We start from the raw sequence: 25982 nt of genomic DNA, 5'->3' as shown, positions 1-25982 counted from the left end.
CTGAATGGAAACCGCTATACTCACGCCACAGCCACCGCCACCACGCGAAAACCAACATTGTTGTTACGATTCGCGCGCGCGTTCCTATTGCGAAAGGCAGAACGGCAATTCCTGGCATTGTCGATCCAACTACCGCCACGCAGCAGCTAAAATCGATCTGCCCCATGCTCAAACCCTCAAACTAAGTGAGAAATTTAATTAAATGTAGTGTATAATAGTTTTTATATCAAAACACCGCGTTTTGAAAAATTTTTTTGATCCGCCTGTGGCAAAGAGGGAAGAAGGGAAAAGAAAAAGAAGCGCATAGGGCAAAAGGGCAAGGAATCGTCACGCCACAGTCACCACGCGAAAACCAATACTGCTGTGACGAATTACGCGCGCGTGACTATTGCGAATTACAGAACGGCAATACCTGGCATCAATGAACCAACTACCGCCACGCAGCAGCTTTATCTCATTATTTAGACCACTTAGCCACGCACTACTATCTTTTGGCGCATCCTGGTAATTACTATTATATACATCTAAACACCACTCGAATATATTACCATGCATATCGTATAAACCGAAACAGTTAGGCGGAAATTTTCCTATATCTGTTGTTTGCTCACGATATTCGCCCTTTGGTGCAGAGCCATAAGGAGAGTTACCGTTGTAGTTAACTAAATCTGTAGTAATCGTTTCACCAAAATAAAACGGTGTAGTTGTTCCCGCACGACAAGCATATTCCCATTCGGCTTCAGTAGGTAGCCTGTAGGTGTGTTCTGTTTTCTGACTCAACTTTTTACAAAACTCTACCGCCTCATCCCAACTAACTTTTTCTACAGGTCGTTTCTCACCTTTAAATTTGGAAGGATTACTACCCATAATTGCTTGATACTGTGCCTGGGTAACTGCATATTTCCCCATGAAGAACTTAGGAACTGTTACTTGATGCAGTGGACTTTCATATTCATATCTCTCTGCTTCTTCTTCCGGTGAACCCATCATAAAGGTTCCTCCTTGTATCTCCACCATTTCCAAGGTGACACCATTCCCTAAATCTTCTACAAAATATTTCGCTTCACAGTTATTGCGGTTGGTGATATTTCCTTTTGCATTTACCGTAACCACTTCAAATTGAAAAGTTTTTAAGAGATTTTTTTCAACTGTAAATATTCCCTTAGTGGAATTTTCAATACTAGGATGAGGTTGTGGTGAAGATGGTTCTTGACGTTCCCACCGCAACCTTTCAATTCTTTGAATTGCTCTGATTGCATCCATATCTCGCCCTGAAGCCGCAGCTAATACCCGAATCCATAATTGCTCTGCTAAATCTAAATTCCTGTTTACTTCTGCTTGGTAAGCATCAATTTTCAACGTGGCGATATCTGCTAGAGTTGCGTATCGTGGCACAAGTATTAAATGGGATTTATTTACAGGTTCAGCAATCACATAAGGGGTTTGTCTCGCATTTTTATGCTTACTAACAATTTCCGGCACGCGAGACTTGAGATACTGATTTAACCGCTCAACTGTAGCACACTGACCTTGAATTCCTAACCCTTCTAGTAGTGCAGTAGTAAAAGCACCTTGTTGTAAAGCCTCAATTTCATAAGAATACTCCTGTGGGCTACAGGAAAATATACTGATAACTCCTTGTTGACGTGCTTCTTCTGCCGTTTGTCGCCCAATGCCTTCGCCAGCACGAGTACCTAGACTACGACAAGCATCCAGAATTAAGACAACATTATCAGCACCGCAGCGACGCAGGCGTTCAGCAACGAAGTTAATCGGAATTGCCGTTTCTTCAATGTCTGCTGGATTACCATCCAACGGTATGAGATAATCACGGTCGGCGTGTCTTATCCCATGACCACTGAAGAAGAACCAAAAGTTATCCCCTGCTTCCATGAAGGGTTTGTTGAATAATTCCAGGAAGACTTGACGCAAATTTGCGCGATTTGGGCGAGTTGATTTTCCGCCAACAGAAGGAGAGTCATCAGAGAAGAAGAAAATCTGCTCAAATCCGGCTTCATTGCCCAGAAACTCTTGCATTAACTGTGCATCCCGCTTGGCATAGTTTAGCGGTTGCAGATAATCATACTGGTTAATTCCGATCGCGATCGCCCAATTTTTTGCCATCTTACCCTGGTTCTTGGCGCTTAAACTTCAGCTTAATCGCTCCTTTACTCCCAGCTTTGGCACCATTACCAATTAATTTAACTTCCCCATCTGCACTAATTTCTACCGATAGCTCAATTTCATCTAGCTGCATCTTGGAGTTGACTTTTGCTTGCTGTTCAGCCTGACTAAATAAACTTTCTACTACTTTGAGAAAGTGAGTCATATTTTGCTCTAATGTTTGAGCGCTAACTTTAACGGCATCTCCTACCCCTTTGCTACCAATACTTTCCCTGTTAGTTTCCTCTCCCCAACCGCGTGTATTAGTACTCCCGCCTTTAGCACCATCAGGAATGGATATTTTAGGGATTTCATCGGTAATAATCCAAATGCCGTCATCTTGGGGTGTTTCTGACATATTACTTTAAATATTTACATTAAATCTTCCCACATTATAGATACAACGGTAGATAGAGCGATTCCGATTACTAAGAAATCTTACTGAGCATCTTAGACATCTCCTTTGCGAACCTCTGCCCTTCCCTCCGCGCCCCTCTGCGTTAAGAACAGGACAATTAGTTTTCTCTACTCAGGAATTGCGTAGGCAAAGCCCGTCGTAGACATCGCACTCAAATTATGTCAGATTAGGTGCGATCGCTTTCTCTAAGTAGTCCAATCAAAAATTTGAATATCTGTAATCTAGTCTAAAGTACAATTATTTGATGACTTTAAGTGCGTTTACAACCCCATGATCAAACCCGCCGATGTCAGCACCAAACGCTTAATCAGCCTTGCACCTGATAACTGGGTAAAATGGGTAACACAAATTCCTGATATTGTTGCTGGCGAAATTCTCAACTCAGAATTTCAGTGGATAAGTCGAGAAAGTGATGTTTTAATTCGTGTCGAAAGTCCCCAGCACAGAAAATTTCTCGTTCTTAACGAATTACAACTCCGCTATCAACCAGAAATGCCGCGCAGGATGCGTGCTTATGCAGCACTTGCAGAAGAAAAATATAATTTGCCAACGTATCCAGTACTAATTAATATCCTCAAAGCAAGTGATGCTGAAATACCGACAAGTTATGAATTAAATATTGCTGGTTTACGTGCTATTCAAGATTACCGTGTCATTAACCTGTGGGAAGTTGATGTAAACATTGCCTTTGCACAACCATTACCATCACTACTTCCATTTGTACCCATCCTCAAAGGAGGTGATAACGAGTCTACGATTCGGGATGCATTGCGAATATTACGTGCAGATGAACAATTGAATCAACTAGAAACAGTATTAGGATTTTTTGCTACCTTTGTATTAGATAGTGCAATAGTTCAGCAAATTATGAGGTGGGATATGGCACTCTTAGAACAGTCGCCTTGGTATCAAGAAATTTTTAGCAAAGGAGAAGAACGAGGAGAAGCACGCGGAGAAGCACGCGGAGAAGAACGAGGAAGAAAGGAAGAGTTATATTCAGGAATTGAATTAGCATTAGAAATTAAGTTTGGCAATCAAGGTTTAGAATTGATGCCGATAATCTCTCAAATTACGGATTTGCAGAAATTAAAAGCAATTCAACAGGCAATTAAAACTGTAAATACAGTCAATGAATTACAGCAAGTTTTGTCAACCAACTTGACATGAAATACCAAAAATATAACCCCTCTCCGCCACCGGAAAGGGGTTAATCACTATCGAAACTATATTGTACAGACGCGATTCATCGCGTCTCTATTCATCGCTTCTCGATTCAGCACTATCTAATAAGCGTCTTGCAACTCGTAGAAATCAGGCGAGATATAATCCTTCCGCAAAGGCCAACCTACCCAATCTTCCGGCATCAAAATTCGCTTGAGATTTGGGTGTCCTTCATAGATAATGCCATACATATCGTAAGACTCGCGCTCTTGCCAATCTGCGGTTTTCCAAATCCAGTACACAGAAGGCACTACAGGATTTTCCCGTGGTAAGAACACTTTAACTCGAACTTCTTCGGGGCGATCGCTATTATCACCCACTTTAATCAAGTGATACACACTTACAAATTCCTGTCCTGGCCCAAGGTCAACACCACCTTGAAATTGGAGATAATTAAACCCATAAGCATAAAGGGCTGTAGCGGTGGGAAGCAAAAAATCTGCCGCCACCTTAATTATCTCTACACCATTCTTATCTGGTGCCAAAAACTCATGGTCAAAGCCATTTTCCGTTAACCACTGGGAAACTTTACCCGCTTGTACCAATGACTCTTCTTTCGCTGCTGGTACTGGTTTAGATTCTTCTTCAGCCACGGGTTTGTTCCTCCTTTTGCGCCAATTCTTTCAGCAATGCAGGTGGTATTGGCATACCAATCGCTTCCGCCAATTCCTTCGGTGGTGCATAGCGAGTTTCTGACTGCAAATACTTACCAGTTAAGATTTCCTCCACTGGCTTCAAATTATGAGTCGTGCTGTAGTAGCGGTGGGTTTGCTTAATTTTGTACCGCTCTTGCATCGATTCATTGGAGATTTTCTTCCGCAGCTTAATAATTGCGTCGATAATTGCTTCTGGCCGGGGAGGACAACCAGGCAAATATACATCCACAGGAATCAGTTTATCAACTCCGCGCACTGCTGTAGGGGAATCAACGCTGAACATCCCGCCAGTAATTGTGCAAGCACCCATCGCAATTACATACTTCGGCTCTGGCATTTGTTCATAAAGACGCACCAGTTGCGGAGCCATCTTCATCGTAATAGTCCCTGCCGTAATAATTAAATCGGCTTGGCGGGGGCTAGAACGGGGAATTAGTCCAAAACGGTCAAAATCAAATCGGGAGCCAATTAAAGCTGCAAACTCAATAAAACAGCAAGCAGTACCAAACAGCAACGGCCACAGACTAGAAAGCCGCGCCCAGTCGTAGAGATCATCAACCGTCGTCAAAATGACGTTTTCTGAAAGGTCTTGAGTGACATTAGTACGCTCAATGGGGTTGATGATTCGCTCTTTGTCCTGAGTTGTTAAGTTAGAATTCAAGACCATTCCAAAGCTCCTTTACGCCATGCGTAAACTAAAGCGACTACGAGAATTGCAATAAAGACTAGCGCTTCAATAAATGCCAATAGCCCCAAACGGTGGAAAGCTACCGCCCAAGGATACAAGAAAACAGTCTCCACATCAAAGACGACGAAGACCAGAGCAAACATGTAGTAGCGGATGTTGAACTGAATCCAGGCTCCCCCGATGGGTTCCATGCCAGATTCATAAGTCGTGCGCCGTTCTGGGCTGTAACTACTGGGTCGTAGGAGCTTGGATGCTGAGAGCGCTAAGGCAGGCACTAGGCTACAGATGATGAAGAAGCCTAGAAGGTACTCGTAACCGTTGAGGACAAACACAATGAGTATCTACCGCTTAAGGTGTAATTGAAGTGGGGAGTGGGGAGTGGGGAGTGGGGACTAGGGACTAGGGACTAGGGACTGGGTACTGGGTACTGGGTACTGGGTACTGGGTAATCCTTCTGAATCTCCAATCCCTTATCCTTAATACCAAATTCTTTATTTTTAATCCCCAGTCCCCAATCCCCAGTCCCCAATCCCTCAACTGCGTTACTTTCTTTTACATTATATCTGTTTGGTTTTTCTGAAATCTGCGAAACAGACGCACTTCAGGTATTTGATTCGTTTTTGGTAGTGATAGAAAAGTCTAACAATTATGTCATAATTTTTAACGTATATTTAAGATTTCTCCTCTGCGAGGCCCTAGCCATGAGCGAACCAGCTGTTGAGACTCCAGTGTTAGACCGCTACGAGTGTCGCGCCTGCGGTTATGTTTACGAACCTGAGAAGGGAGACGACACCCATGATATTCCTTCCGGGACACTCTTTGCAGAACTGCCCATAACTTGGCGCTGTCCAGTTTGTAGTGCTAAGAAAACCGCTTTTGCCAATATTGGACCGGCGGGTACTGCATCCGGCTTCAAAGAAAATCTCGGTTATGGTTTGGGTGTCAACAACCTAACGCCAACTCAAAAGAATATCCTAATTTTTGGCGCTTTGGCTCTTGGCTTCTTGTTTTTTATCAGTCTATACGGCTTACAGTAGCACCTGTTAAGCAATTCAAAATTCAAAATGAAAACTCAGGATTGCCCAGCATCCTGATCGACGACTCCTACAAAAATTTAGAAACAAATAAGAAATACTGATGCATTCATTTGTGAAAAGTTGGCAACGAATAGCTGCCTTGTTGATAGTAGTCGTTATGTGTATAGGTTGTAGCAAAATCCCGTCTGTTAGCTATAACCCTTGGAAAGTCATTTCTGTGCCAACAGACTCGAATCTCTTGGATATTGCTTTTACTAATAACTCTGAGCATGGCTACTTGGTAGGTAGCAATGCCACCTTATTGGAAACCAATGACGGTGGTAATACCTGGAAACCAATTACACTGCAACTGGATGATCCAAAGTATCGCTTTGACTCAGTAAGTTTTGCCGGGAAAGAAGGTTGGATTGCCGGAGAGCCTGGACTGTTGCTGCACACGACCGATGAAGGTGCTTCGTGGTCGCGTATTCCCCTGAGCGAAAAGCTACCAGGTAGCCCGATCGCAATTAAGGCAGTGGCAGACAGTACAGCTGAGATGGCTACTGATGTCGGAGCCATATATAAGACTACAGATGGCGGCAAAAACTGGAAGGCGCAGGTTGAATCAGCAGTGGGTGTGGTGCGTAACTTGGAACGTTCTGCTGATGGTAAATATGTTGCGGTTTCAGCCAAGGGTAGTTTCTACTCGACTTGGGAACCAGGACAAGATGCTTGGGTACCCCATAACCGCAATAGTTCTCGGCGGGTAGAAAACATGGGCTTTGCTAACAATGGGCAATTGTGGTTGCTAGCTAGAGGAGGTCAAATTCAGTTTAGTGATGAAACTAAACCTGACGAGTGGCAAAAGGCACAATATCCAGAGTTATCAACTAGTTGGGGTTTACTGGATTTGGCATATCGCACACCCAATGAAATTTGGATAGGTGGCGGTAGCGGTAATTTGCTACGGAGTGGCGACGGTGGCAAAACCTGGGAAAAAGACCGTGCAGTGGAAGAAGTTGCTGCCAATTTGTATAAGATTGTGTTCTTAGAGCCAGAACGGGGATTTATAATTGGCGATCGCGGCGTTTTGCTCAAATATTTACCAAACCCTGAAGCCGCTTAGTGGGGAGTGGGGAGTGGGGAGTAGGGGAGATGAGGGAGATGAGGGAGATGAGGGAGATGAATTAATAAACAATGCCCAATACTTCTCTGCGAGAGGCTGCGCCAACGGCAACTCTTGGAGACGCTACGCGTAGCAAGATCCCCGGAGGGGTACGCTCAGTACAAGTGCCCAATGCCCAATGCCCAATCCCCAGTACCTATTTCTGAGAAGAACTTTGCAACTTGTAACTCTTTCTTAACTTTGTAGGATAATAAACTCTATAACATTCTTTGTGAAGGTAGGGATCTAAATGTCAGGTACCACTGGAGAACGTCCGTTTTCGGACATCATTACCAGCGTTCGTTACTGGGTAATTCACAGCATCACCATCCCGGCATTGTTTATTGCTGGTTGGCTATTTGTCAGCACCGGGCTGGCTTATGATGCCTTTGGCACACCCCGCCCCAATGAGTATTTCACACCAACACGGCAAGAAGTGCCCATTGTGAAGAACCGTTTTGAAGCTAAAAAACAAGTTGAACAATTTATTGGAAAGTAGTTTGAGATCATGACTAGCGGCAATAACATCAATCAACCAGTTACCTATCCAATTTTTACCGTTAGATGGCTGGCAGTTCACACCCTAGGTGTACCAACTGTATTCTTTTTAGGCGCGATCGCCGCAATGCAATTTATTCACCGTTAGGAGCAATTATGGCAGAAAGATCGCCCAATCCCAATAATCAGCCGGTTGAACTAAACCGGACTTCCTTATACCTGGGACTACTACTAGTTTTCGTTCTGGGGATTCTGTTTTCTAGTTACTTCTTTAACTAACTAGAAGCACTGTTGTTAATCTTTGTTTATTGAACCTGTGTTGATTTGTTGTTAAGGGAGGATAAAAGCTGTGTCTGGAAGTGGGAGAATTCCCCTGTGGGTCGTCGCTACGATCGCAGGTTTAGGTATAATTACAGTCTTGGGCATTTTCTTTTATGGTGCCTACGCCGGACTCGGTTCTTCGATTTAATATTCGTTTGAACCGAACACTATAAGTGAGAATTTTCTAGCATTTGTTGAGAAATCAACGTTAAAAAAAACCGCCTATCTCATAGAGATAGGCGGTATTAATTTTGGTCAATAGCCATTTGTCCTACCCTGCGGGAACCCGCTGGTGCGTCTATGTCATTTGTCTTTTGCAAATGACTAATGACTACATCAGTATCAGTTAAATATCACTGATATCGTCGCTTTCAATGTATAAAAATAGAAAAGCGAAGGTCACAGCTGGCAAAACCCAACCAATTATGGGAACGAAGATAGAAGACAAGTACGAAGTACTAGCCAAGACAGAAGGCAAAAAAGAAGCTGCCATAGTAATGGTTCCTATTAATCACACTACAATTCAAAATGAGCTTACTGCAAATTCTGCCAGATTTTTGAAATTCTTTCATATTTTTAACACAGCCCATATTGGGACATAAGGAACAGGATATGGGGATATCTCGCTGTTCTCGTATAGAGGATGTTTGAAAAGTCCTCTTATTGGTAGCAAAAAGTTCTAGATCCCCCTAAATCCACGCCACTTGCTCTACTTGGGGAGACACGCCAGATCCTCCACTTGGGGAAACCCCAAGACTGGACTGGCTCCCCAAGAGCGCAGTGGCTCCCCGATAAATTGGGGGACTTTGATTCTTCCCCCTTAAAAAGGGGGGTTAGGGGAGATCAATCAGTGCCAAAAGTTACAGCCAACGACTTTTCAAACAACCTCTTAGGGGGCGGGCTTTTAGGGAACTTTTGCAAGGTATCTATTAGACTTCTTGCATAAATCAAAAAAAGAACCCCACCCCGCCTTTGACTTACGTCAAAGTCTCCCCTCCCCGCAAGCTCTTAGGGGTTGGGGGTGGGGTGTTAGGGAACTTTTGCAAGGTATTTATTTTAGGGGAGAGGAATGGAAGCAAGGTTTTCCAGATTCCGTGAGAAGTCAGATAGTTGATAAGTTAGCTTTATGCACACTATCAGTATTTTTTTGTCAACTCATATTGACGATTTGTAACAAAATTGTTAGATTTAGTTACATAAGTTAACAAACAAGAAAAAAAACTATGTATACCACCACTAACGAAGACGGCATTCTCAACAACTACGCAGCTGAACCCAAAATCTACTACGCTGAGTACCCAGCAATTTGGCAACAACGTAAATACGTTTTACAGAGTCTTTTTGCGACTTTAATTGTCACTACTTTAGTTTTGGTTGGTTTTAGCGTTAGCTAAGATTTTTAGACTTCAATATTGCTGTATCTCATCGTCATTCAGACTTTTCTCTCTTACCTCGGTTAGTTTCGCCGGGGTTTTTTGTGTTTTACCCATCCCAAAGGGCATATTATATCGAGTGGTGAGACTGTTGTTGGTTGAGGAACGAAGGTCACGAATTCAGAAATTCAAGCACGGGTGAAAAAGCCACTCGAAGAGAAAAAAGCAAGAGAGGAAAAAAATAGCCTTTTTGATGAATCAAAAACCAGAATTATTCGTCACTTAAACTATCAATTCCCTACTTATTTCTACTGGAGGATGATTTATGTCATCAAAACTGCTGCGACTGATATCTTTGGGCAGTCTTGGTTTATCTTTGTGTCTGGGTAATTCCGCAGCAATGGCGCAATCTGATTCTACTGGCGATGGCAGTGTAGTAGTACCAACAATCCCATCAGGTGGTACATCAGCACCAATACCAACAGGTGGCACCTCAGCGCCAGTTCCAATAGACACATCGACAGGCGGCATACCACCTTCAACCTCCGCTGACGGTACAACTCGGTTTAGCTGTCAAACTTATAATGGACAGTACACCGTCATGTATCAGCCACAAAGTCAACCAGGACAATTCTTTCCTTGGGCGGCGCCTGCGGCTTTGGGTGGTGGTTGGGACTCACAAAAACGTTGTACAGCGATCGCCAGTCGCTTGGAACAGTATCGCCCAGATGGTTTACAAGAACTCCAGACAGCTGTAGAAAATAACGAAAACATTGTCTGCGTCACAACTGAAGCTAACTCGACCTGTAGAATTGTGTTAACAGTACCGCGCGGCAAAGATCCTTATGTTATCCGCAATAGCATTTTTCAGAACTTGACTACTGCTGATAGTGGACAACAGACTATAGCCGTTAACACTTATAGCGATCGCAGTAGTGGAGGCAATGACTTATATAATTTAGGACGTACACTTCTAGGCAGTGGCAATAATCGGGTTAGTTCATCTAGAAGTGGGATTAATCTAAAACCTTTCCTTGATCGTCAAGATGGCGGTACTGGAAATAATTTGCGGAGTGGAGTGGCAATTCGTCGTCAGTCTCAACCTAACGATGCTCGTCTAAATCCTGGTAATTTCCGCTAAATGGTGGTTATTTTTTAGGGTTAAGACGCTGTTAATACCAAATCGGACTCAAACTAAATTGTGTCTGTCTACTAGAGGCGATTTTGCAGCGTCTGTAAAACCTAAGAAATATACGCTATCAATGTAACTGTAAACTGTGAACCCTGACCAAGTGAACTCTCGTATTTTAATACTCCTCCCAAACTCTCAACTTGGCGTTTGGTCAACCACAGTCCCAAACCTGTATTTCCTCGATCGCTTTTAGTAGTAAACCCAAGCTGGAAAATATCGTCGGATTTTTCTGGTCTAATACCTACTCCAGTATCACAAACTTGAACTTCGACCCCAAGTTTCTCATCTCCTTCTACAGTTCTAGCATTGATGGACAATGTGCCACCATTTGGCATTGCATCTACAGCATTCTGTATTATTAGGTAAGTACTGGCATTGCCCGAAAATGCTGGCTGTACACTGAACCTAGACAATCTAGAATATGGGGTTCCATTCAAGAATAGATATTTTTGTATCGTCTCCGTGAATGGGTAAAATTCTAGCGGTTAAGGCAAGAACATACTTTTTTGTACTTGTTCAAATCTGCGGCAGGGCATGACGTGGATTCAAAAGTGAGCTTCAGTTAATAGACATCTCCAGAAAAGAAAAAAGACCCCTCTCCAAACCTCTCCCCGAAAGGTCGAGAGGCTTTAAAACCCCCCTTCCCTACGAGGGAAGGGGGGTTAGGTCTGGGTGCAAATTTGTGGTATCTAAATCTTTTTCGGAGATGTCTAATGTCTTTAATGAAGAGTCGCTGAGAAGCCTACACTGTACTGAGTACAGTACAGTGTAGGTATGTCACTAAAAATGCGATGGCGCAAAGCGATCGCCCCAGCAAAGATTGTAGAAAATGAAGATTCAGTAAATGTTTGAAAACCATATTTAATTTTTTAAGGGTTAAAGCTAAAGACGAATTTGGCGACCGATACTGGCTTTGCATTTGTTTAACGCAGATTCAAGCGATGGACTTTTAGGAAAACTTCAGGGCGATCGCGTAAAAGTTTTTGCCTAATGCATAGATATGTAACGCCTAACCGCAGGGTAAGCGCAAAGAAAAAACCCATTCAAGTGAATCGGGAGACAATTCATGTCCTCGCCAGCCACCCCACACCCCCAAGCTTTGATGGCGCGGAAGACCGCAATGGTAAGGGAAGCTGATGATTGGTATGCTGGGAGACTTCAATGGTCGGATCTCTTCCGGTAAGCACATCATTAGTGTGTCACAGATATGACTCGCTAATACTGTGCGAATGAGGTGCTGATTGGGGGATTAGCTAGCGAAGCGATCGCTTATTTGGTAGATTTGGTGGTGATAAAGATGACAACGATGTAATTGTGCAAGTTAATTTTAGTGTGAATGGTGCATAATATTAGGACTCCTAATTTGATTTTTGAACAACTAAGCTGCCTAAAAGCTTGACATACAAAGCTTTTCTTATCAGTATACTGAGCAATATTCAAGTAAAATTACTATATAAACCACGAGTAATTAGTTAGTGAAATTAAACAACCTGATCACGGTTGCGGGGTGAGGTAATATTATAATTCGGAATTAAATGAACGTCACATTAATTAAACTAGTAAATTTACTGAAGGCAGTTATTGGCTTTCCTTCATAAATTTAGTAGTTGATTTCTCTAGGGTGACAAAAATCTTCGCCTTGACTTTTCCACAGGAATTACGCAAACAATAGCTATAACCCTGATTTTTAGGTAGGGGCAATTCATGAATTGCCCCTACAGCGTGCAGTTTTGCGTAAGTCCTATTCTAGTTAATTTTTATTAAATTAAGCTATCAAAAAAGTTATGGAGAATTCTTTCATAATCGGGTATGGATAATCTTTAACGAAGAAAGCTGACTATCTTTCGCTATAAGTGATATTGTCAATCCCTATATTAAAGAATTTGTAAAAAATCATTCAGAAATTTAAAGTTTTTTTTATTACATAATTCTTAACTAGGGCATTTACTTAGGAAAGCATCTGTGATATTTTCATGAAGATCAATTAAAATAAACGAGGCTAAGTTTAACAACCGCGTTTCGGTGTTTTGGTTTGATGATGAGTATCCATCTTCCATACTTGCAATGCTAAATATTAATTTTAAACTTGTATAAAGTATGTAGCAATTAACCAACTGATAACTGATCTTCGATCTAGATTCGATCTATCTAGATTAGACTATGTTTGTTTTGTACAAGGGATGATAGTAATAACCCGGTGATGTAAATACAAGTATGCAATTAGACGAACTGCCATCTGTGCTTTGATAAATTTAGGCGCACTGAATGCCACAGAAGTATTGGTGCTGCTCGCGTAAAACAAAACACTGCCACTGTTAGTAAAAGAGATACTGCCTAAATATTCTCGACTTTATTCTTCACATTTACCTTCGACTTGTTTGATATGACTTATATTAAGAACACTTTTACCGAATTTCTCACCACCCTAGAAGGGTTTGATCAGTTACCAGATGGTGCGATCGCTAATTTATCAGAACAACTGCAAGCGTGGCGCTATCGCATCGGTCAAAAAATCATCGGCAAAGAAAGTCTCCCAGACCACATCACCATAATTTATGAAGGACAAGTGCGGCTGTTGGGATACGACCCCCAGACGCAAATGCCAATCACCCTAAAATTACTGCAACCTGGGGAAATTATCGGCGAAATTGGTTTGTTACGCGATTTAGCTTGTGAGACAGCGATCGCTTCCACCGAAGTCGTATGTTTAACCTTGAGTGCAGCCGCGTATTTTAGCTTTCTAGCTTCATACCCAGCTTTTGCCGAAGCTCGCAAGAACCGCAGTTATTTAATCGAAGTTTTCGAGATTCTCGGCTCCTATTGGCAAAAGCAAGCCATCGCTACTTTAAATCTCAGAGAACTAGCAGAAAAAGCCCTACCACAGGCGAAAGTACAATACCTCTCTCCAGGAAAAACTGCATTTAACCAACTGGATAGCCAAAGCGCCTGGTTTGTAAGTGGCGGTGGTACAGTCACGAATTTATCACCTGGCGATCGCCTAGAATCAGAGGATGACAGAGACAAAATCCAGGTTACAGGCCAAAACCCCGCACGGGTGCTTGGTATACATCCGTCAGATTTGGTCTTGGAAGATAATCATCAGATAGAACTTGTAGTCAGTGAGACCAAATCACATAGCGCAGAGGAAATAGATATCCCCTACGCATCCAACGAATTAGTTCCACAGACAACCCCCCAAACCTCAACGAATTCGGTAAAAAACAAATACCCGTTTTTTGGTGGTAAGGGAGAACTAAATACAGCCTTCGCCTGCTTCCAAATGATCGCGAAGCACCTAGAAATGCCCTTTCGTCGAGAAGTGGTTCGCCGCGTCTTAACTGAGCAAGTCAAACGTCAGGGTACTATATCGTTTCAAGTTACAGCTTACCTGGCAGAATCAATCGGACTGAAGGCGCAGTTGGTAGAGCTACCAGTCGCTTCAATCACGCGTATTCCGACACCGGCATTGATTCGCTATGGTGATAGTTTTGCCGTTTTATATGAAGCAGATGCCAATACCGTAGTTGTAGGTGTCCCATCCCAAGGAATTGTGCGGTGCAAACCCGCTAAATTGCTTGAACAATTAGATGTTGATCCAACCAACTTTCCGCCCCAAGTTAGAGTATTACTCCTCAGTGCGACCAGAGAAACACCCCAAGAACGCTTTAGTTTACGGTGGTTTATACCCTATTTGTCACGCCACCGGCGAGTCCTGATCGAGGTCTTTGTTGCTTCCTTTTTCGTGCAGTTGGCCGCGTTGGCAAATCCGCTAGTCGTCCAGCTAATTATCGACAAAGTTATCACTCAAAATAGTATTGGCACCCTACATATTTTGGGGGTTTTGCTATTAGTAGTTGGGATATTTGAAGCAGTGCTGACTACCTTACGAACCTACTTATTTGTCGATACCACCAACCGGATCGATATGGGTTTAGGGTCGCAAATCATCGACCACTTACTACGTCTACCACTACGCTATTTTGAACGCCGACCGGTAGGTGAACTTTCCACTCGGATTAACGAGCTAGAAAATATCCGCCAATTCCTCACGGGTACTGCCTTAACAGTGGGGTTAGATGCTCTCTTTTCGGTGGTCTATATCGGTGTGATGCTGATTTACAGTTGGCCACTCACCTTGGTAGCCTTAAGCACAATTCCGGTGTTTATCATTGTCATCTTAATTGCTTCTCCCACCATTAGCAGACAGTTACGCGCCAAAGCCGAACGCAACGCCGAAACTCAATCTTATTTAGTGGAGGTGATGTCAGGCATTCAAACAGTAAAAGCGCAAAATATCGAATTGCGATCGCGCTTTTCCTGGCAAGAGCGTTATGCCCGGTTTGTCGCGGCTGGTTTTAAAACAGTTGTGACTTCCACCCTCGCTAACTCTACCAGCAACTTTCTTAACAAACTCAGCAGCTTACTAGTTCTGTGGGTGGGAGCTTATTTAGTACTGAAACAAGAATTAACTTTAGGCGAATTAATTGCCTTCAGGATTATATCAGGTTATGTTACCAGCCCAATCTTGCGCTTGGCTCAACTTTGGCAGAGCTTCCAAGAAACTGCCTTGTCTCTAGAGCGTTTAGGCGATATTGTTGATACACCACAAGAAGGAGAAACAGACCGCTACAATATACCCTTACCGACGATCAAGGGATCAGTGAAATACGAAAATGTTTCCTTCCGTTTTGGCACAACTGGTCCTTTGCAACTTTCTAATGTCAACCTCGAATTTGCTCAAGGTAAATTTATCGGTATTGTCGGACAAAGTGGATCTGGTAAAAGTACAATGATGAAGTTACTGCTGAGACTTTACGAAATTGACTCCGGCAGAATTTTGATTGATGGTTATGATATTGCCAAAGTAGAACTTTATTCACTACGACGACAAATAGGCGTAGTTCCCCAAGAGACATTATTGTTTGACGGCAACGTTCAGGAAAATATTGCCCTCACAAATCCTGATGCGACAACCGAAGAAATTATCGAAGCGGCTCAGGTTGCCTGCGCCCATGAGTTTATCATGAGCTTACCCAACGGTTACAACACCCGGGTAGGAGAAAGGGGTTCTGCACTTTCAGGTGGACAACGACAAAGAATTGCGATCGCTCGTTCAGTTTTACAACGACCAAAATTATTAGTTCTAGATGAAGCAACTAGTGCATTAGATTATCCCACAGAGCGGCAAATATGTCTCAATTTAGCCAAAGCATTCAAGGGTGAGACAGTATTTTTTATTACCCACCGATTGAACACTGTCAGTAATGCAGACATGATTGTTGTCATGGATAATAGCAGAGTTATAGAACAAGGCAGCCATCAAGAACTCATGGCTCTTAAAGGTCATTATTCTTACCTGTATCAGCAACAAGATGTGAACTTGTAACTTAGTCATTAACTGGGGGCAAATATTTTCGGCATTCGTCAACATTGCCCACCCTACAAAAAATCCAAAATCCAAAATCCGAAATCGTTATGACTCAACTTAATGGGAATCACCTCAACGGTAATCATAAAAACGGTAATCATAAAAACGGAGTGAAGCAAGATTCACCGATAGTTACAAAACAACAGAAAGCTGCTCAAGAGTCTTTTAATAACACAAATACTCAAGACTTTGAGCAATCCATTGTCTTGCGCCAATCTCCAATTTGGTCGCGTACAATCATGGTTACTCTAATTCTGCTAGCCTGTTTTGGAATTGGTTGGGCTTATTTTGCCAAAATTGAGCAAGTAGTGCCAGCAACAGGGCAATTAAAGCCACAAGGAACCGTCAAAGATATTCAAGCTCCTGTTAGTGGAGTAGTGAAAACGGTTAATGTTAAAGATGGAGAAGAAGTCAAGCCAGGAGATTTGTTGCTAACTTTTGATTCCATCGCCCCTGTTGCTGAATTAACTTCTTTAAATAAAATTAGCGTTGCATTAATTAAAGAAAACCAGATTTATCGCCGATTGATGGGTGCAAGTACAGCCACAGGAGCAGAACTGTTATATTTGCGCGGCAATTTGCCACCAGAAACAGCTTTTCTGCTGAAAAGTCGGGCAGCATTAGTATCAGAAAATGAATTATTCCGAACTCAATTAAAAAATTCCGGTCAAGAGTCGGGACTAGGAATTGATGAGCAAAAACTTCTAGAAGTTGCCAAAAAAGAATTAGATTCTCGCTCTTTAGCAGCGCAGTTGGAAGTAGAAAAAACCAAAAAACAACTTTCTCAAAATCAATTTAAGCTGGAAGATAGTAAAGCAAGTTTAGCTATTCAACAGGGAATTCTAGAGAAGCTGAAGGTATTAGCAGAAGAAGGGGGTATTTCTCAACTTCAGTATCTCAACCAGAAACAAGAAGTACAAAACCGCACGGCGGAAGTAGCGCAACTAGGTGAGGAAGATAAACGCCTCAAGTTTGATATAGAAAAAGGACAACAAGAGGCAAACAATACGGTGGCTGTTTCTGATAAAAATATTTTGGATAAGATCGCTGATAACAAACAGCGTATTGCCACAATCGATAGCCAATTCATGAAAGTTTTGCTAGATAATGAGCAGCATTTGGCAGATGTCAATAGTAAAATAGCTCAATCAAAGTTAAACGTTAGATATCAAGAACTCCGCGCACCTGTAGCTGGAACAGTTTTCGATTTACAAGCAAAAAACCCTGGATTTGTAGCGACTCCGACGACAAAACTGCTGCAAATTGTCCCCAATGAAAAATATATAGGTGAAGTTTTCATCACTAACAAAGATATTGGGTTTGTGCGAAAAGGCATGAAAGTAGATGTCAGAATTGACTCCTTTCCTTACAGCGAGTTTGGTGATATCAAGGGAGAAGTCATTGACATAGGTTCAGACGCATTACCACCAGACCAAACCCATCAGTTTTACAGATTTCCGGCAAAAGTCTCATTGGATAGACAATCCTTAGTGATTAAAGGTAAAAACGTTAAATTGCAATCAGGTATGTCTATCAGTGCCAATATAAAAGTGCGCGAAGAGCGGAGTGTGATTAGTTTATTCACTGAGTTGTTTACCAAGCAAGTTGATGCTCTTAAAGAAGTACGTTAAAAGCAATATAGCGATTCCCAGTTGAGTAAGGTACAGAACGTTGTATAAGCAATTCATGAATTGTTTAAGTAGGGGCAATTCATAAATTGCCCCTATCGACGCTAATTGATCGCTGCTTGTAGCTAGGACTTGATGCGATAGAGCGATCGCTTTATCATAAAGCTTAAAAGTAAATCTTTCAGAGCCACTTACGTCTAGATTTTACGATGGTGCATTCTCAACGCATAGAACCCGCTCCTGGACAAGAATCAGTTTGGGATTACCCACGTCCTCCTCGTTTGGAAGACACAAGCAAACATATCCAAATAATCTTTAACGGAGTAATAATTGCAGATACCCACAACGCCAAACGTGTTTTAGAAACTAGTCATCCTCCTTCTTACTACATCCCCCCTGCGGATATCAAAATGGAATATCTACAGATAACTCCGCAATCTAGCTTTTGTGAGTGGAAGGGAAGTGCTGGTTACTACACAATCAGAGTTGGCGATAAAGAAGTCCATAATGTTGCTTGGTTTTACCCCAACCCCACACCAGCCTTTGAATCGATGAAGGAATATGTAGCTTTTTACGCTCATGTCATGGATAAATGCTATGTAAATGGTGAAGAGGTGCAACCACAACCAGGTAACTTCTACGGCGGTTGGATTACCAGTGATATTGTTGGGCCATTCAAAGGTACTCCCGGTACTTGGGGATGGTGAGTCAATTTTAGATTTTGGATTTTAAATTTTGGATTCAAAGTAAGTGAAACGATGTCTTACGCGTCTACCTGACTTTTCACGGTATCTGGAAAACCTCTCTCTAAATCTCTCTCCTAAAAGGAGAGAGACTTTGAATTTTCCCCCTTACCTTGTAGGGAAGGGGGTTAGGGGGTTAGGTCAATCGTTAGCTTTTCCACATAACGTGAAAAGTCAGACGCGTCTACGCCTTCCACTTCTAGAATGTTGTTCCTAAATCCTGATGAAAGTAGAAGTCGTACCGCCTGATCCAAAATGGCGCGGCAAATTTGACGATGAATCAAAGCGTGTTGCGCTGACACTAGGTGAAAATGTAGTTGCTATTCATCATATTGGCAGTACAGCAATTCCACATATCTACGCGAAACCCATTATTGATTTGTTGGTTGAAGTGAAAAACATCGCCAAAGTAGATGATTGTAGTTTGGGTATGGAAGCGTTAGGTTATGAAGTAATGGGCGAGTTTGGCATACCAGGCCGCCGTTTCTTTCGTAAAGATAATGAAATAGGCACAAGAACGCATCATATCCACACCTTCACGGCCAGATCATCGGAAGTAGAACGACACTTAGCATTTCGGGATTACATGATTGCAAATCCCGAAGACGCACATAAATATAGTGAATTAAAACGTAAGTTAGCGAAGCAGTATCCTAACGATATCATCGGATATATGGATGGGAAAGATGGGTTCATCAAAGAGATGCAAAGGAAAGCATTGATATGGTGGACACCTGATAAATATGAATAACACAATCTTTTTTACCCATCTCTCCTAACCTTTAAAATACTAATTCGGACATCTCTAAAAATTAATTATGCGTTGCCTAAAATCATTACTAGGCACAATTCATAAATTGTGCCTACGTCATTTTAACTCATATATAGGACTAGTATTTGATTTTTGAAATGCACCTAGTGGACTGTCTAGGCTAAAATAGTGCATTAGACGTAGGTTGGGTGGAGCGGAGCGCAACCCAACTGATTATCAGGATGTTGGCTTTGGCAAAGCCTCCACCCAACCTACAATTTTTTTGCAACTAAAATCATTAGTAGGCACAATTCATGAATTGTGCCTAGCTCATTTTAACTCATATATCTAATGATGTTCTAGCTATCTAGCAGCTTTCGCTTCAAACATCAAATACGTTCCTCCTAGTCCTTCTACAATTGTGCGTGTATTGGCAACCATCATTTTCTGATAAGTGTCCCCGTCGCTTCCTGGTTCACCAAGTCCCTCAGCATACAGCTTCCTCTCAGAAATTTTCACTCCAGCTTCTGTGGCTACAGATTGAATCAAATTAGGATTAATTGCCTCCTCAGTAAAAATTGTTGACACTTTAGCCCGTTTAATATTTGTAGCCAAATTTTTGACTTCTACTGCTGTCAGTTGTTTCTCAGTACTAATATCTTGCAATCCCCCTACCAATGAAATACTGTATGCTTTGGCGTAATAACCCAGTGCATCCGAGGTTGTAACTAACTTGCGTTCTTTGGCAGGAATACTGGCAATTCTTGACTTAATCCAGCTATCTAGTTGAGTGAGTTCATTTGTGATTCTTTTAGTATTGTTGCTATAAGTCTCAGCATCACTAGATTGTAATTTTCTCAGGTTACTATTAATTACCTCCACCATTCTGATAGCATTTTTGGTATTGTGCCAAAGATGAGGATCAGTCAGATTTTTAGCGCCTACCTGAAATTTTTGTGGCTTAGGTACTGCTACTTGACCGACGGCTATTTTTGGTGCAGGGTTTTTAGTCGCTTTAATTAATTTGATCAGATTTGGTTCAAAATTGTAACCAGTATAGAGAATAAGATTAGCTTGCTCAATAGCTTTACGATCTTCCGGTTTTGGTCTATAAAATTGCGGATCGGCAGTAGGGGAAATTAAGCAGGTGAGGTTAACTGTATTTCCGGCAACCTGTCTGGCTAAGTCACATAATACGCTTGTAGTCGCTACGACTTGGGGAAGATTTTCATTTACCTGAGTGCTAGTCTGAGTGAATGTAGTTCTTGCAGCTTGATTTCCACACCCAACAAATCCAATTGTTAAGACAACAAGAATAGCTGGGAAGAAATTATTCAATGGTGATTTTTTTGACATCCTCATCTCCTACTGGATGTATAAAAAAGATAATCATTATCGGTAAAGTATTAGTGAAATATTAGGGGGAAGCCTTCAGCAGGAAAGGTTTAAGGGGAAGCTTTGGTTGAGAAAAGGGTAAAGGTTGACGGAAGAATTGATAGACTCTCCCATTTCTCCAGTCCACACCCAATACGGTTCGGTTAAGATCCCCCCGCTTGCGACGACCTCCTTAAAAAGGGGGTAAAAGAGGATTATCAGCAAGCCTTTTTAAGAGGGGTTGAGGGATCTTCAAAAAATTAAAACGTTAATTGAACCGTATTGAGTCCACACCCAGCAATTTTTGGTTGGTAAATCACCAGTGAGGTTTTTACAGGCAAAATATCAGTTAACTTCACGCGAGAGGCTGGAAAAGTGGTAGAGGTAGAAGCACAATAATAAAGGCGATGCTGGGGAGCGTCTAAGGAGTGTAGTGTAGTTCTCTCACTGTCTGTTGAAGGGGCTATGCCATTGTGCTTACATACTCAAAAGTCGCAAATTGACTAAGATTACCAGGTTAAGGAGTGGGATGTAGTAATGATGGAGCTTGTTGAGCATACGGGTTGATTTCGCAAACCGAGTCGTGAATCTAAGGCAATTGTAGCTGTGGTTTTGCGAGGTGTGGATATATGGTTGTGACAAAATTGGCAAATTGGCGATTTTTTAGGCATCAACCTTTGTTACACTAATTTTCACCTAGTAAAGCCTTTCAATAGCGCTCAGAGCATCATCTAACTACTCTTTATTACCATAACTCACGCTGTACTTGATGCCATAATTTTCATCCTCTAGTTTGTTCATCATTAAATAAGAGCCAAATCAAGTATATAGAACAATTCCTCAAAGCTAGTCTCGGTGAAGATAAACAATGGTAATTTTAGTTATCCTCATTAACACCCTCGTTTCGCTGATACTACTCTATGTGGCTTGGCGGGTGTGGCAACTCAAGCAACAGCTAGCATACATAGCAGATAGATTAACCGCCTATGAAAGTTGTACCTATGCAGCACTGAAGAAAGCACCGGAAAATATTTATCTCAGCCAGCAAAATATTTATAACTTACGGCAAAGAAATCAAGTACTACAAATGCAAATCCAACAAGTGCGACAAATTATCAGTCTACTTTTGCTAGGACGGCAAATCTGGCAGCGTTATTTTCCGAAGCTAGAGTTAACACCTGGGAAAAGAACAGTTGCAAAATGAGTTATGTCACTATAGATTAACTGGATAAAATCGGTTCAGTCTTGCAAGGGGAGTAAACCCACCTAAAATGGGTGTAAGGAGAGAAACAACAAGATGTCTAATAACCGTTCTGGAGTATTTATTGGCGGGTTGATGCTGGGAGCTACCATCGGTGCTTTAACCGGTTTGCTCGTGGCTCCACGTACAGGGCGCGAAACGCGTAAAATTTTGAAAAAATCTGCCAATGCTATCCCAGAGTTGGCAGAAGATTTATCAACGAGTGTGCAAATCCAAGCAGATCGTCTTTCTGCGATCGCACTAAAAAACTGGGATGAGACTTTAGATCGATTACGAGAAGCGATCGCAGCAGGTGTAGATGCCAGTCAGCAAGAAAACCAAGTCTTGAATCGACAAACATCTGTTGAAGACTCAGATTCGCTTCCCCAGCAATTAGAACGCTCATAAATGATATAACCGTGATTGAACCCCTGTTTTGGTTGGGACTTTCCTTACTTTTTGTTGCCACAAGTTTGACTGCGGTTTTAGTGGTGGCAATACCGGCTTTGCAGGAGTTAGCACGCGCGGCTCGCAGTGCAGAAAAGCTATTTGATACCCTCTCACGGGAGTTACCCCCCACTCTAGAAGCTATCCGCGTCACTGGTTTGGAAATCGCTGACTTAACTGATGATGTCAGTGAAGGTGTAAAAAGTGCTAGTCAAGTTGTCAAACAAGTTGACCAAAGTCTTGATAGTGCCAAAAAACAGGCTCAAAATCTGCAAGTAGGTACACGTACTATTTTTGTTGGCGTGAAAGCCGCTTGGAGAAACTTCACCCGCCAAAAACCTGCGAGGCGAACAAGCGATCGCTTGCCAAGCAATGAAAAACCACCACTAACGTTGCGAGAACGAGAAGTGCTGAGGCAAGAAAATTACCGGATCAAAGCAGAAGTATACCGCGCTAATGACGGTTACAACGACGCTGCTAGCTGGGAAACCAATTTCGATGACGAAGATTGATCAAAAAAAGGGCATAGAGCATTGCTTATCTTCCTTGTTGCGGGTGTCAAAAGGTGCTATTTCATCAGCTTAAAAAAAGCGATTTTTGTACTATATACACTATCTAAAGTGAACGTATTAAATCGAGTGCTTCTGTTAGCAACTCCTGCGGTAAAGTTTCTATTTCTTGGATTAATAATTCTTTGTTAGTCATCTCTCACCTCTAATCATTCCCCTTTTATTGTATGGGTAATTCCACTATGGCTTAGTCAATTTTGAGTCTTACTCCTCTACCCAGCCACGATGATCATTTTTATTAAGGACTAACAAATAAAAAAATACTCAACTACTTCTTGTGGGGTGGGGGTCTCGCCATTGGTGTCAAATTAAGGTTAAAACCCATTTGTCAACGATAGGTTTTGTGAGGAACGAAGTATAAAGGTGAACTTTTTTCTGACTTTTATACGCGAACTGGGAGTGATGCTAATAAACAAAGCATTAATAGTCCCTGAAAAGTTCGTTTTTTGTCCCTTTAAAACCGAATTTTTCAGCATAAATGCTTATTGACATAGGAAGTTTGAGCTTAACTTGACACCAATTGCGTCTCGCCATTGGTGTCAAATTAAGCCAAAACCATTTTCAAATCTCCTTTCCAGCAAGAGGCCGGAAATGCAGATCAATTGGGCTGCTGCCGCCAGTCTGGAGGCGGCAGCCCCAACAACGGGCATTCCCAGTCAGAGACTGGGAACGAGATCATCTCTAAAAGCTTGTTCTAGGCTGGCTTTCACGTTAACTTGACACCAATGGCGACACGAGATCCCATAGCCAAAGGCTGCTCATGTTGCCCACCCCACAAGATTGGAGAATTTATTTGTTGTCAGTCCCTTAAGAATAGTTTGGGTATTTTAACTGATTGACAAAATACACTTTATCTTTGCTCTCCATTGACTGCTACCTACTCCCAAAAACCCTTTGCTTTGATCCCGTACATTAGAGTAAAGTAAACAAGTGTAAAGAACTATCATTTTTACAGTACTCTTTTAAAACAACTTGTTCACTTCTACCGTTGATAATTATATAAAAACGTCCATGCAATCTTGTTTTTGGCGACGAATTCTGCTATCTATTGCAGTATTTTTCCTGGCTGGGTCAATTTGGGTTATGCATTCTCCCCCAGCGCTGGCTTATGACAATCCTGAGCTACTCCCTGACATCTTTACCCCAGTTGTCGATTTAGCAAAATCTCTGCCTGTGCTGCAAGAAGAAAAGCTGGTCAAAGAATTAGAGCAGTTTGAAGCCGATACAGGCTGGAAACTGCGAGTATTGACCCAGTATGACCGCACCCCAGGTCGGGCAGTCATAAAATATTGGGGTTTGGATGACAAAAGCATTCTACTAGTTGCCGATTCTCGTGGCGGTAACATCCTCAGTTTTAGTGTCGGCGATGCTGTTTATGAACTTTTACCCCGGACTTTCTGGATAGAATTGCAAACCCGCTTCGGTAATTTGTACTTTGTCCGCGAACAAGGCGAAGACCAAGCCATTCTCCAAGCCTTAGAATCAGTTAAAGGTTGTTTACTCAAGGGTGGTTGCAATGTTGTCCCCGGACTGCCACGAGAGCAGTGGATTCTCACCTTGATTAGCTCGGTTATTGGTGGGGTGATTTGTGGATTTGCCGCTCAACCCCGCGAGAAAGGACAAGTTTTTGCTTGGCAATGGGCTTTAATTTTTTCCCCTTTGTGGGGAATCTTGTTTATTGCCTTTGGCATTGGGCCAGTGGTGACACGCACAAGCGACTGGGTACCTATAGTTCGGAATATCTCTGGGTTTCTCATTGGTGTCTTGGTTGCCTACCTATCTCCTATTTTCAGTCGGTCTTCTTCTGGTAATGAGTTATGAGTGAGTACAGACGCGATTAATCGCGTCTGTACAGGAGTTAGGAGTTTTTAATTAACTTATAACTCCTAACTTCTAACTCTCTGAAGCTGATAAGCTGAAAGCTAATATTTGAGAAGCTCAACAAAAATGGAATGGCACGTAACTGATGCTCAAAGTTTAGCAATCATTGATAGTGAAATTGACGTTCATGTTTTTTCACCCGCAGAATATGAGATTGTGCGTCGGGTAATCTACGCCACGGCTGACTTTGAGTATAAGTCTTTGATTCGTTTTTCTGAGCGTGCCTTGCAAGCTGGAGCAGCAGCACTAGCGGCGCGTACTACGATTGTGGTAGATGTCCCAATGGTACAAGTCGGTATTACTTACGACATTCAAAACACCTTTGCTAATCCGGTGTATTGTAGTATGGAAGCTCTAACACGCCCTCAAAAAGAAAAAACTCGCGCCGCCTGGGGAATAGAAACCTTAGCAAAGCGTTATCCAGAGGGCATTTTTGTGGTTGGTCAAGCGCAAACAGCACTGACGGCACTGGTGGATTTAATTGAAGCTGAGGAAATTAGACCTGCTTTAATAATTGCTACCCCAGTGGGATTTGTAAATGTTGATGAAGCTAAGGAGCGCTTACAAGACTCTCTAGTGCCTCACATTACAATTGACAGTCGCAAAGGTAATGCAGTTGTTGCAGCTGCGATCGTTGATGGATTGGTAGACTTGGCTTGGCAAGCCTATGGACAAGATAGAAATGGGGGGAGCTAGGAAAGTTGGCTTTATATGTATTTTGTATCTAAAAGAGTATTCAAAATTACGGAATATCCTGATATTTTTGTTAAGTAGTGGCGATCAAGGAGCCTTTTCTTGTGGTAATTCCAGGTTTCAGTTTAAGTGCATATCTTGCAATTCCCATAGTATTAAGTCTTTTAGCTCAGGGACAAAGGATAAAAGTATCTTTAGTTGAAAATGCCCGTCAGGTATCCACTACTAACCAGGAAATAATCCCATCCAGCCGCGAGTTAATCAGCGCTAAGGTGACTGGGAAAACATACTATGTTAGTGGTACTGGAAACGATAATAATAGCGGACTCTCTACTTCATCCGCCTTTAGGACAATTCAAAAGGCAGCAGACCTTACCAGTCCTGGCGATACAGTATTGATTATGAACGGATTATACACAAATTCACCCAAAGCTGGGAGTGTAGTAAGTATTAAACGTTCTGGAACTGCAAATGCATGGATTAGGTATAAAGCATATCCTGGGAATTCCCCAAAAAT

At 42.2% G+C, this 25982-nt stretch carries 28 protein-coding genes and 1 pseudogene; 20 read left to right on the top strand and 9 right to left on the bottom strand.

What is annotated here, in order from left to right; translation table 11 throughout:
- Window positions 1–20: 20 nt before the first annotated feature.
- From V7K97_RS23850 to V7K97_RS23840, 3 genes are all read right to left on the bottom strand, one after another.
- A complete protein-coding gene (locus V7K97_RS23850; protein WP_334803521.1) occupies window positions 21–143 on the bottom strand; it encodes an SUMF1/EgtB/PvdO family nonheme iron enzyme in 123 nt (40 codons plus the stop codon).
- Between the two features lie 184 nt (window positions 144–327).
- Complete coding sequence (locus tag V7K97_RS23845; RefSeq protein WP_334803462.1) at window positions 328–2124, bottom strand: SUMF1/EgtB/PvdO family nonheme iron enzyme; 1797 nt, start codon at window positions 2122–2124, stop codon at window positions 328–330.
- Window position 2125: 1 nt separating this feature from the next.
- Window positions 2126–2521, bottom strand: a complete 396-nt coding sequence (locus tag V7K97_RS23840; protein ID WP_334803461.1) for a Pepco domain-containing protein — start codon at window positions 2519–2521, stop codon at window positions 2126–2128.
- A 330-nt stretch (window positions 2522–2851) separates the two neighbouring features.
- Here V7K97_RS23840 and V7K97_RS23835 point away from each other — a divergent pair, with 330 nt between their 5' ends.
- Complete coding sequence (locus V7K97_RS23835; RefSeq protein ID WP_334803460.1) at window positions 2852–3748, top strand: Rpn family recombination-promoting nuclease/putative transposase; 897 nt, start codon at window positions 2852–2854, stop codon at window positions 3746–3748.
- Window positions 3749–3864: 116 nt separating this feature from the next.
- On the opposite strand, the gene V7K97_RS23830 is transcribed toward V7K97_RS23835, so the two are convergent.
- The 3 genes from V7K97_RS23830 to ndhC are packed head-to-tail and all read right to left on the bottom strand — an operon-like array spanning window position 3865 to window position 5478.
- The gene (locus V7K97_RS23830; RefSeq protein ID WP_292754800.1) at window positions 3865–4395 is read right to left on the bottom strand and encodes an NAD(P)H-quinone oxidoreductase subunit J; all 531 of its coding nucleotides are present in this window, start codon (window positions 4393–4395) and stop codon (window positions 3865–3867) included.
- Window positions 4388–5125, bottom strand: coding sequence for a photosynthetic/respiratory NAD(P)H-quinone oxidoreductase subunit K (gene ndhK, locus V7K97_RS23825; RefSeq protein ID WP_334803459.1), 738 nt, complete (start codon window positions 5123–5125; stop codon window positions 4388–4390). Before ndhK ends, V7K97_RS23830 begins: the two co-directional genes overlap by 8 nt.
- On the bottom strand, window positions 5116–5478 hold the full coding sequence (gene ndhC, locus V7K97_RS23820; protein WP_334803458.1) for a photosynthetic/respiratory NAD(P)H-quinone oxidoreductase subunit C: 363 nt from the start codon (window positions 5476–5478) through the stop codon (window positions 5116–5118). The genes ndhK and ndhC overlap by 10 nt, the downstream gene beginning before the upstream one ends.
- A 369-nt stretch (window positions 5479–5847) precedes the next feature.
- Here ndhC and V7K97_RS23815 point away from each other — a divergent pair, with 369 nt between their 5' ends.
- From V7K97_RS23815 to V7K97_RS23790, 6 genes are all read left to right on the top strand, one after another.
- On the top strand, window positions 5848–6183 hold the full coding sequence (locus tag V7K97_RS23815; protein ID WP_334803457.1) for a rubredoxin: 336 nt from the start codon (window positions 5848–5850) through the stop codon (window positions 6181–6183).
- 100 nt (window positions 6184–6283) lie between these two features.
- Window positions 6284–7288: a photosynthesis system II assembly factor Ycf48 gene (locus V7K97_RS23810; RefSeq protein WP_334803456.1), complete on the top strand. Its 1005-nt coding sequence runs from the start codon at window positions 6284–6286 to the stop codon at window positions 7286–7288.
- Between the two features lie 289 nt (window positions 7289–7577).
- A complete protein-coding gene (gene psbE / locus V7K97_RS23805) occupies window positions 7578–7826 on the top strand; it encodes a cytochrome b559 subunit alpha (protein ID WP_292719831.1) in 249 nt (82 codons plus the stop codon).
- 9 nt (window positions 7827–7835) lie between these two features.
- The gene (gene psbF, locus V7K97_RS23800; RefSeq protein WP_012411801.1) at window positions 7836–7973 is read left to right on the top strand and encodes a cytochrome b559 subunit beta; all 138 of its coding nucleotides are present in this window, start codon (window positions 7836–7838) and stop codon (window positions 7971–7973) included.
- Between the two features lie 8 nt (window positions 7974–7981).
- Window positions 7982–8104, top strand: coding sequence for a photosystem II reaction center protein L (locus V7K97_RS23795; protein WP_094332364.1), 123 nt, complete (start codon window positions 7982–7984; stop codon window positions 8102–8104).
- A 70-nt stretch (window positions 8105–8174) separates the two neighbouring features.
- On the top strand, window positions 8175–8294 hold the full coding sequence (locus tag V7K97_RS23790) for a photosystem II reaction center protein J (RefSeq protein ID WP_012411803.1): 120 nt from the start codon (window positions 8175–8177) through the stop codon (window positions 8292–8294).
- A 198-nt stretch (window positions 8295–8492) separates the two neighbouring features.
- On the opposite strand, the gene psaI is transcribed toward V7K97_RS23790, so the two are convergent.
- A complete protein-coding gene (gene psaI, locus V7K97_RS23785) occupies window positions 8493–8639 on the bottom strand; it encodes a photosystem I reaction center subunit VIII (RefSeq protein ID WP_334803455.1) in 147 nt (48 codons plus the stop codon).
- A 730-nt stretch (window positions 8640–9369) separates the two neighbouring features.
- On the opposite strand from psaI, the gene psb34 reads away from it, so the two are divergent.
- Both psb34 and V7K97_RS23775 read left to right on the top strand, forming a co-directional pair.
- Window positions 9370–9540: a photosystem II assembly protein Psb34 gene (gene psb34, locus V7K97_RS23780; protein WP_334803454.1), complete on the top strand. Its 171-nt coding sequence runs from the start codon at window positions 9370–9372 to the stop codon at window positions 9538–9540.
- Between the two features lie 304 nt (window positions 9541–9844).
- Window positions 9845–10660, top strand: a complete 816-nt coding sequence (locus V7K97_RS23775) for a COP23 domain-containing protein (protein WP_334803453.1) — start codon at window positions 9845–9847, stop codon at window positions 10658–10660.
- A gap of 101 nt (window positions 10661–10761) precedes the next feature.
- Here the strand turns inward: V7K97_RS23775 and V7K97_RS23770 are convergent, their stop codons facing one another.
- A complete protein-coding gene (locus V7K97_RS23770) occupies window positions 10762–11124 on the bottom strand; it encodes a sensor histidine kinase (protein WP_334803452.1) in 363 nt (120 codons plus the stop codon).
- A 1970-nt stretch (window positions 11125–13094) separates the two neighbouring features.
- Here V7K97_RS23770 and V7K97_RS23765 point away from each other — a divergent pair.
- The 4 genes from V7K97_RS23765 to V7K97_RS23750 all read left to right on the top strand — a co-directional run bounded on the left by V7K97_RS23765 (window position 13095) and on the right by V7K97_RS23750 (window position 19261).
- Window positions 13095–16097, top strand: a complete 3003-nt coding sequence (locus tag V7K97_RS23765; RefSeq protein WP_334803451.1) for a peptidase domain-containing ABC transporter — start codon at window positions 13095–13097, stop codon at window positions 16095–16097.
- An 89-nt stretch (window positions 16098–16186) separates the two neighbouring features.
- Window positions 16187–17770 (top strand): HlyD family efflux transporter periplasmic adaptor subunit, encoded by a 1584-nt coding sequence (locus tag V7K97_RS23760; RefSeq protein WP_334803450.1) that lies wholly within the window; start codon window positions 16187–16189, stop codon window positions 17768–17770.
- Window positions 17771–17976: 206 nt separating this feature from the next.
- Entirely contained in the window at window positions 17977–18474 is a 498-nt protein-coding gene (locus V7K97_RS23755) for a DUF427 domain-containing protein (protein WP_334803449.1), read from the top strand.
- Between the two features lie 259 nt (window positions 18475–18733).
- Complete coding sequence (locus tag V7K97_RS23750; protein ID WP_334803448.1) at window positions 18734–19261, top strand: GrpB family protein; 528 nt, start codon at window positions 18734–18736, stop codon at window positions 19259–19261.
- 363 nt (window positions 19262–19624) lie between these two features.
- Here the strand turns inward: V7K97_RS23750 and V7K97_RS23745 are convergent, their stop codons facing one another.
- A complete protein-coding gene (locus tag V7K97_RS23745) occupies window positions 19625–20617 on the bottom strand; it encodes a metal ABC transporter solute-binding protein, Zn/Mn family (protein WP_334803447.1) in 993 nt (330 codons plus the stop codon).
- Between the two features lie 886 nt (window positions 20618–21503).
- On the opposite strand from V7K97_RS23745, the gene V7K97_RS23740 reads away from it, so the two are divergent.
- The 7 genes and pseudogenes from V7K97_RS23740 to V7K97_RS23710 form a co-directional block, all read left to right on the top strand.
- On the top strand, window positions 21504–21839 hold the full coding sequence (locus V7K97_RS23740) for a hypothetical protein (RefSeq protein WP_334803446.1): 336 nt from the start codon (window positions 21504–21506) through the stop codon (window positions 21837–21839).
- Between the two features lie 93 nt (window positions 21840–21932).
- Window positions 21933–22283: a YtxH domain-containing protein gene (locus tag V7K97_RS23735; protein WP_334803445.1), complete on the top strand. Its 351-nt coding sequence runs from the start codon at window positions 21933–21935 to the stop codon at window positions 22281–22283.
- Window positions 22284–22294: 11 nt separating this feature from the next.
- Complete coding sequence (locus tag V7K97_RS23730; protein WP_334803443.1) at window positions 22295–22834, top strand: DUF948 domain-containing protein; 540 nt, start codon at window positions 22295–22297, stop codon at window positions 22832–22834.
- Window positions 22835–23482: 648 nt separating this feature from the next.
- Window positions 23483–23611: a hypothetical protein gene (locus V7K97_RS23725; protein WP_334803442.1), complete on the top strand. Its 129-nt coding sequence runs from the start codon at window positions 23483–23485 to the stop codon at window positions 23609–23611.
- Between the two features lie 291 nt (window positions 23612–23902).
- The gene (locus V7K97_RS23720) at window positions 23903–24712 is read left to right on the top strand and encodes a TPM domain-containing protein (RefSeq protein WP_334803441.1); all 810 of its coding nucleotides are present in this window, start codon (window positions 23903–23905) and stop codon (window positions 24710–24712) included.
- 126 nt (window positions 24713–24838) lie between these two features.
- Entirely contained in the window at window positions 24839–25468 is a 630-nt protein-coding gene (locus V7K97_RS23715) for a precorrin-8X methylmutase (protein WP_334803439.1), read from the top strand.
- A gap of 101 nt (window positions 25469–25569) precedes the next feature.
- A pseudogene (locus tag V7K97_RS23710) lies at window positions 25570–25982 on the top strand (right-handed parallel beta-helix repeat-containing protein); the annotation flags it as partial.

Source organism: Nostoc sp., from assembly GCF_036917815.1.
In the GTDB taxonomy this organism is placed as follows: Bacteria; Cyanobacteriota; Cyanobacteriia; order Cyanobacteriales; family Nostocaceae; genus Nostoc.
This window is presented reverse-complemented; position numbering and strand designations above follow the sequence as displayed.

What these genes read in the sequence shown, in the direction of transcription:
- V7K97_RS23845 (WP_334803462.1), bottom strand. Translation starts at nt 2,124, where the DNA reads ATGGCAAAAAATTGGGCGATCGCGATCGGAATTAACCAGTATGATTAT.
- V7K97_RS23840 (WP_334803461.1), bottom strand. Translation starts at nt 2,521, where the DNA reads ATGTCAGAAACACCCCAAGATGACGGCATTTGGATTATTACCGATGAA.
- V7K97_RS23835 (WP_334803460.1), top strand. Translation starts at nt 2,852, where the DNA reads ATGATCAAACCCGCCGATGTCAGCACCAAACGCTTAATCAGCCTTGCA.
- ndhK (WP_334803459.1), bottom strand. Translation starts at nt 5,125, where the DNA reads ATGGTCTTGAATTCTAACTTAACAACTCAGGACAAAGAGCGAATCATC.
- V7K97_RS23815 (WP_334803457.1), top strand. Translation starts at nt 5,848, where the DNA reads ATGAGCGAACCAGCTGTTGAGACTCCAGTGTTAGACCGCTACGAGTGT.
- V7K97_RS23810 (WP_334803456.1), top strand. Translation starts at nt 6,284, where the DNA reads ATGCATTCATTTGTGAAAAGTTGGCAACGAATAGCTGCCTTGTTGATA.
- psbE (WP_292719831.1), top strand. Translation starts at nt 7,578, where the DNA reads ATGTCAGGTACCACTGGAGAACGTCCGTTTTCGGACATCATTACCAGC.
- psbF (WP_012411801.1), top strand. Translation starts at nt 7,836, where the DNA reads ATGACTAGCGGCAATAACATCAATCAACCAGTTACCTATCCAATTTTT.
- V7K97_RS23795 (WP_094332364.1), top strand. Translation starts at nt 7,982, where the DNA reads ATGGCAGAAAGATCGCCCAATCCCAATAATCAGCCGGTTGAACTAAAC.
- psaI (WP_334803455.1), bottom strand. Translation starts at nt 8,639, where the DNA reads ATGGCAGCTTCTTTTTTGCCTTCTGTCTTGGCTAGTACTTCGTACTTG.
- psb34 (WP_334803454.1), top strand. Translation starts at nt 9,370, where the DNA reads ATGTATACCACCACTAACGAAGACGGCATTCTCAACAACTACGCAGCT.
- V7K97_RS23775 (WP_334803453.1), top strand. Translation starts at nt 9,845, where the DNA reads ATGTCATCAAAACTGCTGCGACTGATATCTTTGGGCAGTCTTGGTTTA.
- V7K97_RS23765 (WP_334803451.1), top strand. Translation starts at nt 13,095, where the DNA reads ATGACTTATATTAAGAACACTTTTACCGAATTTCTCACCACCCTAGAA.
- V7K97_RS23760 (WP_334803450.1), top strand. Translation starts at nt 16,187, where the DNA reads ATGACTCAACTTAATGGGAATCACCTCAACGGTAATCATAAAAACGGT.
- V7K97_RS23755 (WP_334803449.1), top strand. Translation starts at nt 17,977, where the DNA reads ATGGTGCATTCTCAACGCATAGAACCCGCTCCTGGACAAGAATCAGTT.
- V7K97_RS23750 (WP_334803448.1), top strand. Translation starts at nt 18,734, where the DNA reads ATGAAAGTAGAAGTCGTACCGCCTGATCCAAAATGGCGCGGCAAATTT.
- V7K97_RS23745 (WP_334803447.1), bottom strand. Translation starts at nt 20,617, where the DNA reads ATGTCAAAAAAATCACCATTGAATAATTTCTTCCCAGCTATTCTTGTT.
- V7K97_RS23740 (WP_334803446.1), top strand. Translation starts at nt 21,504, where the DNA reads ATGGTAATTTTAGTTATCCTCATTAACACCCTCGTTTCGCTGATACTA.
- V7K97_RS23735 (WP_334803445.1), top strand. Translation starts at nt 21,933, where the DNA reads ATGTCTAATAACCGTTCTGGAGTATTTATTGGCGGGTTGATGCTGGGA.
- V7K97_RS23725 (WP_334803442.1), top strand. Translation starts at nt 23,483, where the DNA reads ATGCAGATCAATTGGGCTGCTGCCGCCAGTCTGGAGGCGGCAGCCCCA.
- V7K97_RS23720 (WP_334803441.1), top strand. Translation starts at nt 23,903, where the DNA reads ATGCAATCTTGTTTTTGGCGACGAATTCTGCTATCTATTGCAGTATTT.
- V7K97_RS23715 (WP_334803439.1), top strand. Translation starts at nt 24,839, where the DNA reads ATGGAATGGCACGTAACTGATGCTCAAAGTTTAGCAATCATTGATAGT.